The 17,817-nt window shown below is 70.1% G+C and carries 8 protein-coding genes and 3 pseudogenes; 6 read left to right on the top strand and 5 right to left on the bottom strand.

Annotation, left to right across the window (positions count from 1 at the left end; translation table 11 throughout):
* Positions 1-327 precede the first annotated feature (327 nt).
* Both ACIBJG_RS34065 and ACIBJG_RS34070 read left to right on the top strand, forming a co-directional pair.
* The gene (locus ACIBJG_RS34065; protein ID WP_399313558.1) at positions 328-1,113 is read left to right on the top strand and encodes a GNAT family N-acetyltransferase; all 786 of its coding nucleotides are present in this window, start codon (positions 328-330) and stop codon (positions 1,111-1,113) included.
* A 267-nt stretch (positions 1,114-1,380) separates the two neighbouring features.
* Positions 1,381-1,554 (top strand): hypothetical protein, encoded by a 174-nt coding sequence (locus tag ACIBJG_RS34070; protein WP_399313560.1) that lies wholly within the window; start codon positions 1,381-1,383, stop codon positions 1,552-1,554.
* A gap of 208 nt (positions 1,555-1,762) precedes the next feature.
* On the opposite strand, the gene ACIBJG_RS34075 is transcribed toward ACIBJG_RS34070, so the two are convergent.
* The 4 genes and pseudogenes from ACIBJG_RS34075 to ACIBJG_RS34090 form a co-directional block, all read right to left on the bottom strand.
* The gene (locus ACIBJG_RS34075; RefSeq protein ID WP_399313561.1) at positions 1,763-2,587 is read right to left on the bottom strand and encodes a DUF6193 family natural product biosynthesis protein; all 825 of its coding nucleotides are present in this window, start codon (positions 2,585-2,587) and stop codon (positions 1,763-1,765) included.
* Positions 2,588-2,856: 269 nt separating this feature from the next.
* Entirely contained in the window at positions 2,857-3,669 is an 813-nt protein-coding gene (locus tag ACIBJG_RS34080) for a class I SAM-dependent methyltransferase (RefSeq protein WP_399313624.1), read from the bottom strand.
* A gap of 106 nt (positions 3,670-3,775) precedes the next feature.
* Complete coding sequence (locus tag ACIBJG_RS34085) at positions 3,776-4,414, bottom strand: transposase family protein (RefSeq protein WP_399313564.1); 639 nt, start codon at positions 4,412-4,414, stop codon at positions 3,776-3,778.
* A 65-nt stretch (positions 4,415-4,479) separates the two neighbouring features.
* A pseudogene (locus ACIBJG_RS34090) lies at positions 4,480-4,545 on the bottom strand (hypothetical protein); the annotation flags it as partial.
* A 1,243-nt stretch (positions 4,546-5,788) separates the two neighbouring features.
* On the opposite strand from ACIBJG_RS34090, the pseudogene ACIBJG_RS34095 reads away from it, so the two are divergent.
* The 3 genes and pseudogenes from ACIBJG_RS34095 (at position 5,789) to ACIBJG_RS34105 (ending at position 7,876) form a co-directional block, all read left to right on the top strand.
* A pseudogene (locus tag ACIBJG_RS34095) lies at positions 5,789-6,663 on the top strand (SDR family NAD(P)-dependent oxidoreductase).
* A gap of 120 nt (positions 6,664-6,783) precedes the next feature.
* Positions 6,784-7,086: pseudogene (locus tag ACIBJG_RS34100) on the top strand (helix-turn-helix domain-containing protein); the annotation flags it as partial.
* Positions 7,087-7,492: 406 nt separating this feature from the next.
* Positions 7,493-7,876: a hypothetical protein gene (locus ACIBJG_RS34105; RefSeq protein WP_399313635.1), complete on the top strand. Its 384-nt coding sequence runs from the start codon at positions 7,493-7,495 to the stop codon at positions 7,874-7,876.
* Between the two features lie 389 nt (positions 7,877-8,265).
* On the opposite strand, the gene ACIBJG_RS34110 is transcribed toward ACIBJG_RS34105, so the two are convergent.
* The gene (locus ACIBJG_RS34110; RefSeq protein WP_399313566.1) at positions 8,266-9,213 is read right to left on the bottom strand and encodes a hypothetical protein; all 948 of its coding nucleotides are present in this window, start codon (positions 9,211-9,213) and stop codon (positions 8,266-8,268) included.
* A 277-nt stretch (positions 9,214-9,490) separates the two neighbouring features.
* Here ACIBJG_RS34110 and ACIBJG_RS34115 point away from each other — a divergent pair, with 277 nt between their 5' ends.
* Positions 9,491-17,596, top strand: coding sequence for a type I polyketide synthase (locus tag ACIBJG_RS34115; protein WP_399313568.1), 8,106 nt, complete (start codon positions 9,491-9,493; stop codon positions 17,594-17,596).
* The last annotated feature ends 221 nt before the right edge of the window (positions 17,597-17,817 follow it).

The raw sequence follows: 17,817 nt of genomic DNA on the forward strand, positions 1-17,817 counted from the left end.
GACTCACTGTCCACATCCGGCTATGGCATCGGCCAAAAGGAAACTGATAGAGCGTCACTTTCAGGTATCAGACGTCAAGGCGTACGCCGTCTCACACGAGCCAGTCCTTCGCAATCGAACATCAAAGCAGGGCTCCGAGACGGCTCCCCAAGGTCTGTGCCAGAACCAAGAAATGACGGACTGTGTGGATGCGAACGTGGGGCCGTCCAGTCGCCCGCAGCGCGGCTGTCCGGCGTGGCAGGTAGCTGCAGTGAGAGAGTGCAGTTCTGATGTTCGCGCGGTTTCGATCGGCGTTTAATCACTTGACCCGGCCCATACGGTGTTCGGGTGAAGGACACTCTGATCAACGAACTCCGCACCGCGTACGACACCCAACTCCGTGGTGTCACCCCGCCTGGCGGCAGCGCACGCATCGAAAAGGACGGCCCGTTGACCCGTGTCGTCGGGTGGCACCGCGGCTTCGTCACGGGCCCACGCGAACTCGGTGTGTGCGGGGCAGAACTCGACAAGCTCATCGCGCGGCAGCGTGACTTCTACGCTGCCCGTGGTGAAGCGGTCGAATGGAAGACTCGTGCCCATGATCTCCCTGCGGACCTCACCGACCGACTCACGGCGGCCGGCTTCGTCGCCGAGGACAGTGAGACCGTGCTCATCGGGCAGTCCGCAGACCTTGCCGCAGACCCCGTCCTGCCCGAGGGTGTGACCCTCCGCCGTGTCAGCGCCAGATCAGACCTTCAGCGCATCGCCGCTATGGAGAGCGTCGTCTGGGGCGAGGACTGGGGCTGGCTCGCCGGAGACCTGGCCGCCCGGATCGAGATCGCCCCGGAGAACACCGTCGTCCTCGTCGCCGAAGCACGCACCGAAGTCGTCTGCGCCGCCTGGCTGGTGTTCAAGGACGGCATCGACTTCGGCGGCCTCTGGGGCGGCTCAACGCTCAAGGAATGGCGCGGGCAGGGCATCTACAGGGCCATGGTCGCCCACCGAGCCCAACTCGCTGCCGCCCGCGATGTCCCTTACCTCTACGTCGACGCCTCAGCCGACAGCGCCCCGATCCTCACCCGCCTTGGACTGCACGCGGTCACCACGACGACGCCGTATGTGTGGTCGCCCTGAGCTCAGCCGGCCTTGGCGGGATCTTCGGCTCGTGCGCGGGTGCTGGCGAGGGTTCCCCTGCTCGACCACTTGGACCTGGCCTGTGTTCGTTCCTCGACGACGTCCGCGGCAAGTTCCCCGACTCGCCCGCACTGTTCGCCGACGAGTGCGGCCGCCACCTCCAGCAGGGAACGGCCCGCAACCGGCTGCGTTGTCTGATGGAACTCGAAGGCCGTCCGGCCGCCGACCGGTTCAGCACGCACGCCCTGCGGCGGGCGTGCGCGATGCATGACTACGAAACGAGGGGTGGACCTGGTGGCCATCCAGCAGATGCTCGGTCACTGGACTGTCAGCTCGGCCATGAGATACGTCCGGCCCTCGGCCACGTTCATCGAGGACGCCTACCGACGTGCCGTGACCAGCACGCTGGGCGAGCTCGCGGGAGAAGACCCCACGCCGTGAACACCAAGTGGAAACTGCGGATGGAGGCCGCCCAGCGCGAGTGTTCGGCCGCGCCGGATTTCACCTCTTCCGCAAGCGTCCTGCTCTACTCGCGAACCCCAGGTCCGACCGTTGGGGGTGGCCAGTTGGATTTCCCCGTCCGCGGCCGTCTGATGGGGAGCCAACTGGTCACGGGACTGGTGACGGTCAGTCACTTGATTCGCGCTCGTCATCCATCTCGTTCGGCGGTTCCCGCGACGGCCGGACCGAGACCGGTGGGGAGGTGGCGTACCGCCAGGGCGACGGCGTCCTCGGCTGTGGCGGCCTCGCCGAGAACATCATCGGAGAGCGGATGCCTCTTCACGCAGAATGGGCTGCCACTGTGTGACGGGACGATGGCCACCTCATCGCGGAACGGGTATCCCGTGCAGGAGCTGAAGCCGAGCGTCCAGTGGCTGGAGAATACGTAGAGCTGTCGCAGCCGTGGTTCTGCATGAGCCGCTTCCACGAGTTCGCCGAACCCTGTGAAATCCGGTTCCTCGGACGCCTGCTGCTGCATTGTGCGCCACTGCAGGTCCACCACCGCGGCCGGCCCGCGTTCGTGAGCTTCGGCGCGCTTGCTGGAGCGGACAAACGACAGCTCCGTCCGCAGCTCCCGCAGGCTCCTGCCCTGCCCCCATGCCGCTCCGGCCCTGACGACATCCGCCAGGTCGGGCGTCGCTCCGGTGATGAGTTCGACTCCGCGACTCCAGCCGGAGACACCGAACCAGCGGCTCTCCGCCCCGATGTGAACGGATAGCGGCTTACGCTCAGGAACCGACGAGGCGATGCCCGCCGAAACGAGTGGGCCCCAATCGCCGGGTACCACTGTGAGATCGGCATCGAGTTCGGCCGCCAGCTGTTCCAGCGCTGCGGCCAGGCTGCCCGCAGCAGCCAGATCAGGGTATAGGTCAGAGTCCACTTCCATATTCTGCCGTTGCGACGCCACCAAGAGAACGGCGATCAGTGTCGCAGCGACGCCGTGGGCACGTGACTCCGACTGTGCTTTGCTCACGGCCGGGGGGAGCCATTGACATCACACTCAGTCAGCCCCCCACGGAAAGTGAGCCAGAACCCGAGAACGGGCTCTGGTCCACTGAGTGTGGTCGCGTATACAGGGAGGCTGCTGATCTTCGCCTCATGGTCGTTCTAGGGCGTGTTTTGAAAGTAGCGCCGTCCGCCCGGCAGGCGGGACTTTCGAAACACGCCCTAGGTGGCCAAGCATGACGCTGGCTCTCCTCACCGGGCCCCTTGGATCGATCATCCGGGGACTCGGGAGGCGTTCTACCGGCGGACCGCCGAGATCAGTCCGCCGGGCCGCTCCTCGCGCTGCGGCGGGGTGCCGATCGGGCGGCCGTAGGCAGCAGCGCACTCGCGCAGGGTCTGACTCTCGGCCTCCCAGCCGTGCCCGGCCAGCCAGCCCACCGGGTCGTCGGGCATCTCCGAAACCCACAGGGACGCCGCCGATCCCGACGCGGCGTCCGCTCCGAAGCGCTCGAGCACGCCGCGCGAGCCCAATGTCAGCCCCATCCGGCTGCCTGCCGCCGACTGCGCGCTGATCCGGGCCAGCAGCAGTTCCACCGCGGCCTCGGGCAGATAGATCAGCAGTCCTTCGGCGATCCACACGGTCGGCGCCGCCGGGTCGTGCCCCGCGGCGGCCAGCGCGCCTGGCCAGTCCTCACGCAGATCCACCGCGACGGTGATCCGCTCGCAGCGCGGGACGGCCCGCTCCTGGCGCAGCACCGAAGCCTTGAAGTCCAGTGGCGAGGCGGTGTCGACCTCGAACAGGCGGGTGCCCTCGGGCCAGTCCATCCGGAAGGCCCGGCTGTCCATGCCGGCGCCCAGCAGTACAACCTGCCGGACCCCGGACGCGGAGGCCTGCTGCAACAGGTCGTCGAGGAACTTTGTTCTGATGACGATGGAGAACGACACGGCCAGCCGACGGCGTCGCGCGGCCTCGTCATCGGGCGGCGGTGAGGAGGGCCACAGGCCGCCGACGGTGGCGAAGGCCCGTGCCAGCGGATCGCGGAATAGCGGGTCCTCCCGCTCGGTCTCCAGCGCCCGCACCCTGGCCACCCCCACCGCCGTGGCCCACACTCCCGACGGCTGCACCCGCTCCTGCCCCTCAGTCACCACGTCAGCCTAACGAGTTCGTGCACGGTTAGCGGTGAGACGTCGAAGGCGTCGGTGGGTGCCTTGGTGCTCACGTCTGCCAAGCCGGGATCTGGTCTGCGGTCTGCTGCTGGGACAGCAGACCGGCGACGGCTCGGGCGGTGGTGTCCATGTGTTCACGGCGGCCGAGGTGGCGGGACAGTGCCCGCCAGTTCTTCAGATGGGCGATGCCGTGCTCGACCCGGATGCGGCGAGAGGAGCGGGCCTTGCGCTGGCGCTCGTGCATCTTCTCGTACCAGTCAGGGGCATCCTTCTTGAACTTGCGGTGCGGGGGCGTCACGACGCGTCCGCTGGTCTGTGCTCCGAGTCCCTGGTAGCCGGCGCCGGCGAGTATCTCGACCGCTGGACCGTCGGCCAGGAGCTTGACCAGCCCTAACTCACGGGCGTGGGTGATGTCCGCGCAGCTTCCGGGTCTGGTCGGGCTGCAGAACAGCAGCCGTCCGTCCCCGTCCGCGAAGACCATCGCTTTCACTGCGTTCTGCTTGTTCTTGCCGGAGATGAACTTGTCCCGGGCCTTGCGGCCGACGGCCGGGCGGCGGACCCGGATCTCGGTGCCGTCGATGATGCCGGTCTTCCCGGTCGCACCGAGATGGGCGATGACCTCGGCCAGGCTTCGCAGCCGCACGTCGGAGCTGATGGTGCACCCACGCTCGGCGAGCAGGGGCAGCACGACCGCCGTACCTCGCTGATTGCCCGGGTGACAGTCGAGCGCTCCACGCCGAACCAGCAGGCCAGCACGTCATGCGTAACCCCGTGGCGAAGGTGTACAAGCGTGGCCAGGAGCCGGTCGACGACGACCATGCGGTGCTTCGCACCGGCGCCCACCGCCCGCTTCCGCGGCCGGGACGCAAGTCTGGCCCGGTGTTGTTGATGCCACAACGGACCGACGTCGGCAACGAGTTCAGCAATCACAGCGGCCGACAGGCCTGTGATCCTCCGGTCGCTGATGATCGCTGTGGCCGTCACGTTCCCCACCACACGACCATGATCCACGATCCAAGTTCGACGTCTCACCGCTAACCGCGCACGAACTCGTTAGATGAACGATTACCAGTGACCTGATGAGGGGAGCCAGATCCACGCCTGGCCGGCCGGCAATGCGCGCGCTGACCACCTACACCCATTCAAACGCCACGGGGCAAGTATCAACAGCCGCTCTGTGTACGCGACCACACGAAGTGGACCAGAGCACGTTCTCATGGACAAAGCCATGCCGCCGGTCGCCTCGGCGCGGCCATGCCAAGGGCACCGTCCTGCGGTCCGCGCGGTCCCTGCGCAACGGCCTCGCGGGCACGCGGCGCGGCGCTTCAGCCGGGCCGGTGCCCGCGCAAGGCTCGGGCTTCAACGGTGTGTTCGGTCAGGCGAGGTAATCTGATCTGCGACGGGAAGAACACTCCGTTGAGGGTCATCCCCTCCGAGGCCAACGGACCGCCTTCCGGCCTCGCGGAAAAGGAGAGCTGCTCGCCCGGCGGCATCTTGAAGCGGTCGAGAGATCCGTTCAGCCGATGGTGAAGCGCTGGTTCTGGGCGCCTCGGTCGCAGCGGGCAGTGCGGTAGTAGCCGTTGTCCTGCTGGTAGAGGCAGCGGCCCGTGCCGACGCTTTGGAGCATGATGGCGCTCCGGGCGGCGGGCTGGACGGTGCGCCACTTCTGGTATGAGCCACCGTTACAGCGCAGGGGGTAGACGTCGCCCCGTTATTGCTGTCGAGGCAGCGGCCCCAGAAGTTGTTCTTGAGAGTGGTGCTGGTGTTGAGGCGGCCGTTCCACTGCCACAGGAGGCTGCCGCGTCCGGTGGTGCAGCGGTCGCCCTTGAGGCCGGTTTCGGAGGTCTCGCGCAGGCAGTCACCGTAGCGGTAGTTCGCGAAGCGGCTGGTGGTGGTGGCGGCCGAGGCGGGTGTGGGGGTGAGGAGGGAGAGGGCGAGGCCGGCTGTGGCGATGAGGGCGGCGAAGGCTTTCCGGGTCGGGCGGCGCACTGGGGGTCTCCTTACAGTGTCTTTCAGAGGTACCTCGACAGGATCCCCGAACACCATCGCGTAATTCTGAAAAATGGTGAAAACCCGGGATGGATCCGCTCATGCCGGCCGATCCGGGCCGGGGGCGGCGCCGGGCACCTCGCAGTGGGGGCAGGTTCCCGGCGGCCACTCCTACGGCTACACGGTCTCCAAGCCAGCCCAGTTCGGCCTGATGAAGACCCTCGCCCAGGAGTTCGCCGACGAACGCATCATGGTCAACGCCGTGGCTCCCGGGGCCGTTGCCACCCGGATGGTGTCCGGCTCCAACTACGAGGCCGAGGTCGCCGCCGTGCCGGTCACCGCTGACATCGAGGGCGGGTACGGGAAGGACGCCGCCGACGTCGCCGAGACTGTCGCCGGGGTGCTTGCGGCGGGCGCCGTCGGCGTCAACATCGAGGACGGCACCCGGCCCGCGGGCGCCGTCGGCGTCAACATCGAGGACGGCACCCGGCCCGCGGAAGAACTCGCGGCGCGCCTGGCCGCGGCCCGGCAGAGTGCCGACCGGGCAGGCGCGGACCTGTTCCTCAACGCCCGTATCGACACCTTCCAGCTCGGGCTCGGCGACCCTGACACGCGGCTGAAGGAAACCCTGGCCCGGGGGGCATTTGTACGTTGAGGCGGGCGCGGACGGCATCTTCGTCCCCGGCGTCACCGACACCGCCACCATCGAGGCACTGGCCAGGGAATTCTCCGTACCGCTGAACGCCATGGCCGGCCCCGGCGCCCCGAGGGTGGCCGAGCTCGGTGCCCTCGGCGTGGCTCGCGTCACTCGGATCGGGCGTGGCGCAGGCCGCCTACGCTGCTGCACGCCGCGCCGCACAGGACCTCTTCGGCACCGGCGGCTACGACTGCCTCGCCGAAGGCATCGCCTTCCCGGAACTCAACGCGCTGCTCTCCGGGCCTCACTGACCGGCCCACCAACTGCCCGCAGGCGGGCCTCGCACACGAGGAGTTGGCCCGTTTGTCGTGCCTGTTGCCGTCGCATGTCCGATATTTGGCACCGCCGCAGACTGCAAGCGGTTGATGAAGATGCTCTGGGGCCACAAAAGTGAGTACCGGCAGCGGGTACGGCCACGCATCGTGCTGCACGCCGCGCGCGGCCGCTCCAAGGCCCGCATCGCACAGGAGACGAGCCTGCACCTGGACATGGTGCGCCGCCGGCGGCACCGCTTCGCCGAACATGGACCTCCGGGACTGAGGGGCCGCCAACGACAGGGCTGCCCGCCGTCGTTCACGCCCTTGCAGGCCGCCGAAGTGAAGGCGCTGGCCTGCCGGCTGCCTGCCGATAACGGAGGGCCCCTGTCGCGCTGGTCGGGCCCGGAGCTGGCCCGCGGGGCCACCGAGCGGGGCATCGTCACCTCCCTGTCGGCCTCCACCGTGCGCTGCTGGCTCAAGACCGACGCGCTCAAGCTGTGGCAGCACCATTCCTGGATCTTCATCACCGACCCAGACTTCCGCCTCAGGGCCCAGCCCGTCCTTGATCTGTCGCACTGTCGAGGGCGCCGCGCTGGCGGCGACGAGTACGTCATCAGCGCGGACGAGGAGACCTCCGTCCAGGCCCGCTGCCGCTGTCACCCCACCCTTGCCCCCGGCCAGGCCAAAGCGATGCGGGTCAGCCACACCTACCCGCCCGGCGGAGCCCTGGCTTACCTCGCCGCCTACGACGTCCACCCTGCGAAGGCGTTCGGCCGCTGGGAGAAGCCCCCGGGCGTCGTCCCGTTCTCTGGTCGCCCAGGTCATGAGCCAGGAGCCCTACGCCGGCGCGAAACGCGTCATCTGCATCGTGCGCAACGGTTCCTCCCACCGCGGGAAGAAGGCCGCCGACCGGCTGACCACGGCGTTCCCGAACGCGGTCATGGTCCACACCCCCATCCATGCCTCCTGGCTGAACAACGTGGAGATCTCGTTCTCCGTCGTCCGGCGTAAAGTCGCCCAGCCCAACGACTTCACCGGCCTGGCCCAAGTCAGAGACCGGCTCCGGTACTTCCAGAACCGATACAACACCACGGCACAACCATTCCGGTGGAAGTTCACCACCTCCGATCTGGCCGATCTGCCGGCCAGGCTCGACCGGCACACCACCGATCACCCAGAACAATCCTTTGTCGCTCTGACAGCATGATCAACCACCGGTCCGGGGGTCTACCAGGTTCGCGGCGGTGGGAAGAGCACCGGTCAGTAGCATCCGCCTGGCCGGAGTGGTGGTCCTGGCGGACTGCGGGATGGCCCATTCGCGACCCCGACGTCTTCCCGGCAAGCACGGCGGGGGACCTCTTCGCACCGCTGGGAGCCCCGCACCCCTGTCGTTCGGCGCCGGAGCGTTCTCCCGCCTGGGAGCCTGGCCGGCCCGAGTCGAATTCCCACTGACCCTGCACGGGCCGGCGGTCAGGTTTCCGGACTCCGGCCGGCGCAACCTTGGCAATCCGTCCACTGGTGTGGGGGGCCAGCCTCACGCAGCCCGGAACGGTTCCTGGTGACCTGGCCGCGGTCGGAGCCGACCTGGTGGCTTCCCTAGCTTGCGGGTCCGGGTGCGTGAGTGGGGCAGGCCGGCTGCACGAGGCCGCTGACCGGGTACGAGACGGTGTCCTGGGCGGGACGGGACAGATGGACCGCGGTGTGGAAATGGCCGTCCGTCTCCTTTCCCCGAGGGTCCTCGCCCGCCGCGGTCACCGCCTCGACGGCGAACTGCCGCTCCTCGGCACTGGTGAACCGGCGCTGGACGAAAGTAGGGGAAGCCGCTTTCTCCGTGACCAGTCCGAAGGAGTCCAGGCACTGCGTAATGGGCCGGTAGGAGCCCGTACGCAGCACCAAAGCCGCCACCCATACTGGGGCGTCGGCCGATTCGAGAAGTGGCTGGAAGGTGCGCGACGACAGGAAGCTGGCCCCGCCGGTGACCGTGATCAGACGGATGCGCCGCGCCGCGTGCAGGAGGGCGGCGGACGGCGCCGCGACCTCCAGATTCTCGCCGAATCCCTCGTCCAGCAGGCCCACCTCGCGAGCGTAGGCGACGGCATTGGGCGCCGCGTCGATGCCGAACACGGGGACCGCGTCCGGGCGGCGCCTGGACCGGTAGAACTCACGGTCCCAGGAGATCAGTTCACTGGTGGTCATCGTCGACGCCCTGGACGAGGTGTAATGGGCGTACAGGTCGTCCAGCGTCAGATCGTGGTTCAGCAGGGCCGCGTTGATGCCGTAGGAGCAACAGATGTCCAGTACCGCCCCGCCCCCGGCGGCACACACGCCGGTGGCGATCAGCCTGCGGTGGAAACCCTGGGCGTGGTGCGGGGTCCGGTAGCCCAGCGGCTGGAACGCGCGGAAGAAGGCCCGGGGATCGGGCCGGTCGTAGATCTCGTCGAAGGGCGTCATCGACTCCTGAGCCCCGGGCATCGCATCGTCCGGCCGGTCGCCCGTCCGCTTCTCGTGATCATTGCCCGTTTCGTCCGATGCCTGAACCGTCACACGCACTCCTCTGTCGGCCTGCCCCGCCCGTCGCCGTCCCGGTCAGCATCGGTCCGATGGAGAAGGAACGGAACAGGCACGGAAAGGAACCGGCCAACGACCGGCCAGTCACCGGGTGATCAGGCTCCTGCCCAGGCCTGGACGGCCCCGACGTCTCCGGCAGCCCGGACGCGCTGGCCGTCAACACGCCGGGTTCGAACAGATGATGGAATCACTTGTCTGTGGATCCATACTGGATCAACATCAACTCCTGCCCGATGAGGATGTGCTCGTCCCGGTGACATCACACGTAGACCCGATCCGGCCACTGCCCGAGCTGCTCCGGGAACATGCGCGCCGCTTCGGCTCGAAGGTCGCGTTCCAGGACCCCATGTCCCGCGTGACCTATGCGGAGTTGGAGCTGCGCACCGGACGGCTGGCCGGCCATCTGGCCGGACTCGGGTTGCGGCACGGCGAGCGGGCGGCGGTCCTCCTCGGTAATCGCGTCGAAGCCGTGGAGAGCATGCTCGCTGTCACCAGAGCGGGCGCGGTCGGCGTGCCGATGGACTCACGGAGCACGCGAGCCGAACTGGCTCACATGCTGGACGACAGCGGAGCCCGCGTCATCTTCACCGACCGGTCCCATCTGGGCCTGCTGGGGCCGCTCCTGCCGGAGCGCCCGCACCTGAGCGTGGTGCTCCTGCGGTCGGCGGGTGGCGACATCGCGGCGGACACGGAGCCCGGCACGTTCTCCTACGAGGACATGGCCGCCACCGAACCATCCGTTCCCGCCCCGGACGACCTCGGGCTCGACGAGGTGGCATGGCTGCTCTACACCTCGGGGTCGACCGGCATCCCCAAGGGCGTGCTGTCCACACAGCGCAACCGCCTGTCGTCGGTAACTGCCGGTTTCGTCGCCGTCCTCGGTATGTCGGCCGACGACCGACTGCTCTGGCCGCTGCCCCTCCACCACGCCATGGGCCAGGTCCTCTGCGTCATCGGGGTGACCGCGACCGGAGCGACCGCCGTCATCCTGCCGCGGTTCTCCGCGGTGGACGTGCTGGGCGAGCTGCGCCGGACGGAGAACCCGTTCACCCTGCTGGCAGGTGTGCCGGCGACGTACGCCAAACTCCTCGACGCCGTACGCGCCGAGGGGCTGACGGCCCCCGCGCTCCGTGGCTGCGTCAGTGGCGGTGCGGCCGTCGGTCCCGCCTTCGAGCGGGCCTTCGAGGAGATCTGCGGGGTCCCGTTCCTCGAGCACTACGGGAGCACCGAGGCGGGGCCCGTCACCATGTCGGCACCGGGCGCCGCCCGTGCGGCCGGTTCGTGCGGCCGGGTGCTGCCGGGCACCCGGGCACGTATCGGCGACGGCAGCGCAAGCAACGCCGGCGGCGGCGAAGCGTCGGACGAGGGCGAGTTGTGGGTGGCCGGACCCGGCGTCATGGCCGGGTACCACGGCCGTCCCGACGACACCGCCCAGGTGCTGCGCGACGGGTGGTACCGCACCGGTGACCTCGCCCGGATCGACGCCCGCGGTGAACTCACCATTACGGGCCGGGTCAGCGAGCTGATCATCCGCGCAGGCGAGAACATCCACCCCTCCGAGGTGGAGGCGGTACTGCTGGCGCTGCCGGACATCAAGGACGCCGCCGTGACCGGCCGGCCCGATGACGTACTCGGTGAGGTGCCGGTCGCCTACCTGGTCCCGGAGACGGCAGGCGCACTCGACAGGAGAGCGGTCCTCGCCGCCTGCCGGGAGAAGCTGTCACCGTTCAAGATCCCCGCCGCCCTCTACGAGGTGGACGAGATCCCGCGCACCGCCTCCGGGAAAGCCAAGCGGTACGCCCTCGCCGACCGCCCGGCGAGGCTCCTGGAAGCCGAAGCCTCCTCGCCCGCGGGGATGGACGCGGTGGATCTGCAGGCTCTGGTACGGGGCGAGGTCGCCGCCGTACTGGACTGCGCCGTCGACGAGGTGGAGCCGGGGACCGCGTTCCGCGATCTGGGCTTTGACTCGTTGACGTCGACCGAACTGTCCAGCCGTCTGTCGGCGGCGACCGGCATCTCCCTGTCCGAAGCCGCCGCCTTCGACTTCCCCACAACAGCGGAGATGGCCGCCCACCTCGCGGCGCGGCTCACCGGTGAACCAGCCCACGCCGCGCCCGCCCGCCCGGACGGGGCCGGAACGGACGACGACCCCGTGGTGATCGTCGGGATGGCATGCCGTTTCCCGGGCGGGGTGGAGTCCCCGGAGGATCTGTGGCGGCTGGTCGAGGACGGTGTCGACGCCATCACCCCGTTCCCCACCGACCGCGGATGGGACATTGACGGACTGTTCGACCCGGATCCCGGCCGGGCCGGCCGGACGTACGTACGCGAGGGCGGCTTCCTGTCCGGTGTGGACCGCTTCGACCCGGCCTTCTTCGGCATCTCGCCCCGCGAGGCACTGGCGATGGACCCGCAGCACCGACTGCTGCTCGAAGTCGCCTGGGAGGCCTTCGAACATGCCGGAATCGACCCCGGCACGGTGCGCGGGACCCCCACCGGCGTGTACGCCGGGCTCATGTACAGCGACTACGCCGGCCGGTTCGCCGCCACCCCCGAACACGTGGAGGGCCACCTCGGCATCGGGAACGCCGGCAGTGTCGCCTCCGGGCGGATCGCCTACACCCTGGGTCTGGAAGGGCCGGCGATCACCGTGGACACAGCGTGCTCGTCGTCCTTGGTGGCGCTGCACCTGGCCGCCCAGGCACTGCGCAGAGGCGAGTGCTCGCTCGCGCTGGCCGGCGGCGTCACGGTCATGTCGGGGCCCAACTCCTTCGTGGAGTTCAGCAGGCAGCGCGCGCTGGCACCCGACGGCCGCTGCAAGGCGTTCGCCGCGTCGGCGGACGGCACCGGGTGGGCCGAGGGCGCGGGAATGCTGCTGATGACCCGGCTCTCCCACGCTCGGCGGGCCGGGTATCCGGTACTGGCCGTGGTACGCGGCTCCGCGGTGAATCAGGACGGTGCGAGCAACGGCCTGACGGCGCCGCACGGACCGGCCCAGCAACGGGTGATCCGCCAGGCCCTGTCGGACGCGCGGTTGGAGCCGGCGGAGGTCGACGCGGTGGAGGCGCACGGCACAGGCACCCGACTCGGCGACGTCATCGAGGCGGAGGCGTTCCTGGCGGCCTACGGTCAGGCGGGGCCGCGGGAGAACCCGCTGTGGCTGGGCTCGGTCAAGTCGAACCTCGGGCACACGCAGGCCGCGGCGGGCATGGCCGGTGTGATGAAGATGGTTCAGGCGATGGAGCACGGTGTGCTGCCCCGTACGCTGCACGCCGACGAGCCCACACCGAGGGTGGACTGGTCCTCGGGCGCGGTGTCGCTGCTGACCCGGGCGGTGCCATGGCCCCGGACCGGCCGGCCCCGGCGGGCCGGCGTCTCGTCCTTCGGGATCAGTGGCACCAACGCGCACGTGGTACTCGAACAGGCGCCCGCGGTACACCGGCCCGCCTCGGACGACGGCCCCACGACCGCACCGGAGACCTCTGCGGAGGCCCTTCCGTTCCCGGTGACGGCCAGGAGCGCCGCCGGACTCCGGGCACAGGCCCGACGGCTGCACGACGACGTGGCCGCGCGCCCCGGAACACGCCTGCTGGACCTCGGGTTCTCGCTGGCCACCACCCGCGCCGCCTTCGAACACCGCGCGGTGGTGCTGGCCGGCGACCGGGACGAGCTGCTCGCCTCCCTCGACGCGGTGGCCGAAGGAAAGCGGCGGCCGGGGGTGAGCACGAGCGGCCCCCGCCCGGCGGGCCCGGTCGTCTTCCTCTTCACCGGCCAGGGCAGCCAGCGGTCCGGTATGGGCCGGGAACTGTACGAGGCCCATCCCGTCTACGCCCGTTCCTTCGACGAGACCTGCGCACTGCTGGACCCGCACCTGCCGAAGCCGCTGCGCGAGGTGGTGTTCGCGGACGACGGAGCCGAAGGACCGGACGAGAGCGGACTCCTGCACACGACACGGTTCGCGCAGCCTGCGCTGTTCGCTCTGGAAGTGGCCCTGTTCCGGCTGCTGGAGTCCTGGGGGGTACGCCCGGACATCGTGGCGGGACACTCCGTCGGCGAGGTGGCGGCGGCACACGCCGCCGGGGTGCTGTCCCTCGGCGACGCCTGCGCACTGGTGGCGGCACGAGGTCGTCTGATGGACGAACTGCCCGCGGGCGGGGCGATGGCCGCGGTACGGGCAGACGAGCACGAGATCGCCGCGTACCTCGCCGGCAGGGAGCGGGAGGTGAGCATCTCGGCCGTGAACGGCCGCTGGGTGGTCGTCGCCGGTGACGAGCCGGAGGTACTGGAGACCATGGCGTACTGGCGCGAACAGGGGTGTGAGACCACGCGGCTGCGGGTGAGCCACGCGTTCCACTCCGCGCGCATGGAACCCATGCTCGACGCGTTCGCCGTGGTGGCACAAGGAATCACCTACTCCCGGCCCGTGCTTCCGCTGGTGAGCGCGGTCGCGGACCGGCCCGCCACCGACGAGGAACTGTGCTCGCCCGGCTACTGGGTGGACCACGTACGCCGCCCGGTCCGCTTCACCGACACGGTGCGGAATCTGCGGGAGCGAGGCGCGACCCACTACGTGGAGCTCGGCCCGGACAGCGTGCTCTCGGGCATCACACGGGACATCCTGTCCGACATGCAGGCAACCCCGCCCGCGACGGACGCAGCCGCGCCCGCACCCCTGGTCGTCCCCACCCTGCGCGGACCCCGGCCGGAAGCCGAAGCACTGCTCACCGCAGTCGCCGCCTTGCACACCCACGGCGTGAGCGTCGACTGGCACGCCGTCTTCGCCGGACGCGGCGCACTGCGTACGCAACTGCCCACGTACGCGTTCCAGCGCGGGCGGTACTGGCTGGAAGCCGACCGGCCGGAGGCCCGGGCGGAGCTGACCGCCGAGCCCCACCCGTTCCTGCGCTCCGCCACATCGACAGCGGACGACGACGGCCTGCTCCTGAGCGGCCTGCTGTCACCGCGTGACCACCCCTGGCTGGCCGACCACACGGTGCTGGGCGCCGTGCTGCTGCCCGCGACGGCGTTCGTCGACATGGCTGTGCACGCCGGAGACCGGGTGGGCGCCCCCGTACTGGAGGAACTCACCCTCACTGCACCCCTGCCGCTGCCCTCCGACGAACCGGTCGAGCTACAAGTGAAGGTGACACGACCGGACGCCGGCGGACGGCGGACCGTGGTGTTCCACGCACGGCCGCACACCCCCGGGTACGACGGGCCCTGGAACCGCCACGCGTCGGGGATCCTCGCGTCCCAGGAGCTGCCGGAACCCGCGGTCGCACCCGGCCCGTGGCCGCCCGCGGGCGCCGTCCCCCTCGCACTCGACGCCCGGCCCGGCGAAGGCTTCTACGACCGGCTCGCGAACGGAGGGCTCCGCTACGGCCCGGCCTTCCAGGGCCTGCAGGCCGCCTGGCAGCTGGGCAACGACATCCTCGCCGACGTCGCGCTACCGGAGGAGGAACACAGCAACGCGAGCCGGTTCACCCTGCATCCGGCCCTGCTGGACTCGGCGCTGCACACCATGATGCTCGGGGGAGTCACGTCGGCGCCGGACGACAGCGCAGGAGGGGTGTCCCTGCCGTTCGCCTGGAGCGAGGTGCGACTTCACGCGTCCGGTGCCTGCCGGCTGCGGGTGCGTGTCTCGCCGACGGCGGAGAACGGAGCACGGCTGGAGCTGACCGACGGGTCCGGAGCCCCCGTGGCAACGGTACGGTCGCTGGTCCTGCGGCCGCTTCCCCGGGAGCAGTTGAATGGCGTCCGGGCGCACGGCGACTGCCTGTTCCGCCAGGACTGGATGCGCCTGCCCGATTCCCTCACCGCGGCTCCCGCGCCACGCGTGTGGGGCCTGCTGGGCGAGCCCGGACCGAGGCTTCGCGGCACCCTCCTTCCGTCGGGCGACCGGCCGAAGGCGTACGCCGATCCGGCCTCGGCGGGCGCCGACGCACCGGACGTCGTCATCGCCTGTCCGCCGCTCACCGAGACGCACGGAATGGACCGTGCATCGGCCGCACACCGCATGGCCGGATGGGCACTGCGGCTCGTGCAGGACTGGCTGGCCGAGGAGCGCCTCAGCAGTTCCCGTCTGGTCGTCCTCACATCGGGTGCCGTCATCACAGGGGCGGAGTCAGCCGCCGGCGCGGCGAACGACGACGCCGCGCTCGTCTGCGCGCCGGTATGGGGACTGCTCCGCTCGGCGCAGACGGAGAACCCCGGCCGATTCGCACTGGTCGATGTCGACGACACCTCCGCATCCGAGGCGGCCCTGGCGCAGGTCCTGGCGAGCCGGGAGCCCCAGACGGCCGTGCGGAAAGGCGTCGTCCACGTACCGACGCTGGTACACGCCTCCCGCGCAACGACGGACAAGGGCCCTTCGCGCAGGCTGGACCCCGGGGGGACCGTCCTGATCACCGGGGGATCGGGCTCCCTGGGCGCCTCCTTCGCCCGCCACCTCGTGGTCGCGCACGGCGTACGCCACCTGCTGCTCGTCGGACGGCGCGGAGCCGGCGCACCCGGGGCCGCCGAACTGCGAGCGGAACTCACCGGGCTCGGTGCCGAGGTGACGGTCGCCGCGTGCGACGTCGCCGACCGCACCGCGCTCGCCGCGCTCCTCGCCACTGTGCCGCGGGAGCACCCGCTGACGGCAGTGGTGCACGCCGCGGGCGTGCTGGACGACGGCGTGATCGCGGCGCTCACACCGCAGCGCATGGATCGCGTGCTGCGGCCGAAGGTGGACGCGGCGCTCGCCCTGCACGAGTTGACCCGGGACAGCGACCTGGCGGTCTTCGCCCTGTTCTCCTCGGTGGCCGGTGTGTTCGGATCCGGCGGCCAGGGCAACTACGCGGCGGCGAACTCGTTCCTGGACGCGTTGGCACAGCACCGCAGGAACATCGGTCTGCCCGGCACCTCCCTCGTCTGGGGCCCCTGGCAGCAGACCGGCGGAATGACCGCCGAGCTCGCAAGCGCGGATCTGCGCCGGATGGCCCGCTCCGGACTCGTCCCGCTGCGGACCGAGGAAGGCCTCACGCTCTTCGACACCGCCATCGAGAGCGGAGACGCTGTTCTGGTCGCAGCACGCCTGAACCCGGAGGTGCGCGGGACCGCCGATGCGCCCCTCTCCCGCTTGCCGGGCCGCGCGCCCGTCCGCCGGACACCCGCGGGGCCCGAGGCCGGCGATTCCCTGCGACGACGGCTGGCTGCAACGCCGTCCGGCGAACAGGGCGCACTGCTCCTGTCGGAAGTACGGACCGAAGCCGCAGCGGCGCTCGGATACACCGAGGGACAGTCCGCGGTCGAGGCGGACCGCCCGCTGGCGGAGCTTGGCCTCGACTCGCTGGCCGCAGTCGAGCTGCGCAACCGGCTCGCGACGGTGACAGGGCTTGCCCTGCCCGTCACGCTCCTCTTCGACCACCCCACACCGCGCGCGGTCGCCGCCCACCTTGAGGAACGGTATTCCGGGACTGCCCCGGAAACACCCCCCGCCCCGAACGTGACGCCGACCGGCGCGACGGGTGGACCCCTGGAAGGGACTGCGGAACCGGGAGGCGCCGACTCCCTTTCCGCTCTCTTCCGTAAGGCGTGCGCCCGCGGCAAGGCATGGGACGGCATGGCACTTCTGACGATCGCTTCCCGCTTCCGTGAGGTCTTCGACAGCACGGAAACCCTCGGTACCCCGCCCGCGGCCGTCAACGTCGCGACCGGCCCCGCCCGCCCCCGGCTGATCTGCTTCCCGGCGCTCAGCGCGCTCTCGGGCCCTCATGAGTACGCCCGCTTTGGGACGTCCCTCCAGGGCCTGCGGGACGTCTCGGTGCTGCCGAATCCGGGATTCCTGCCGCGCGAGGCCCTGCCCGCCACACTGGAGGCCTTCGTGACGGCGCAGGCCGCCGCCGTTCTCGGGTGCTCGGGCGACGAGCCATTCGTCCTGCTGGGGCGCTCGGCCGGCGGCTGGGTGGCGCAGGCTGTTGCCGAACACCTGGAACGTGCGGGCGTGCGCCCGTCCGCCGTCGTCCTGGTCGACACCTTCCCCGGGGACAGCGTCAGCGGGGCGGAGGACGGGCCCGCGCTCTCTGCCATGACCGTCGGAATGCTCGACAAGGCCGCCCAGTTCGCCTCGGCCGAGACCGACCGGCTCACGGCGATGGCCGGCTACCTGGAGCTGTTCTCCGGCTGGGAACCGTCGGAGCTCTCGGCGCCCACGCTCTTCGTCCGGGCCGGGGACGGTCTGCCCGGCATCGAAGCGGCGGAGCCGTGGAGTCTGCCGCACTCGGAAGTCACCGTGCCGGGCGACCACTTCAGCGTCCTTGAGGAGCATGCCCGTACGACCGCCCTCGCCGTCCACGCGTGGCTCTCCGAGCACCGCTGACCCTGGATCCTGCCCTGGTTGAATCCCGCTCGTTGAGCTGCCCCGAGTTCCATGGTGGCCGGTTCCTGTGGTTTCAGGTGGTGTTCGTGGTCGCCTGGGATCGGTGGTGCTGGGCCTCGAATCTTCGGGTGGAAGGTAGCCGAGGGCGGAGTGAAGGCGTTCGGTGTTGTACCAGTCGCACGCTCATAGCCGATGTATAGCTTGTCGATCTGTTCGAACGG

Source organism: Streptomyces sp. NPDC050422, assembly GCF_044458665.1.
GTDB lineage: Bacteria > Actinomycetota > Actinomycetes > Streptomycetales > Streptomycetaceae > Streptomyces.

Excerpts from the sequence above, each read along its gene's own strand:
- ACIBJG_RS34070 (WP_399313560.1), top strand. The coding sequence starts at position 1,381 with ATGACTACGAAACGAGGGGTGGACCTGGTGGCCATCCAGCAGATGCTC.
- ACIBJG_RS34105 (WP_399313635.1), top strand. The coding sequence starts at position 7,493 with ATGAGCCAGGAGCCCTACGCCGGCGCGAAACGCGTCATCTGCATCGTG.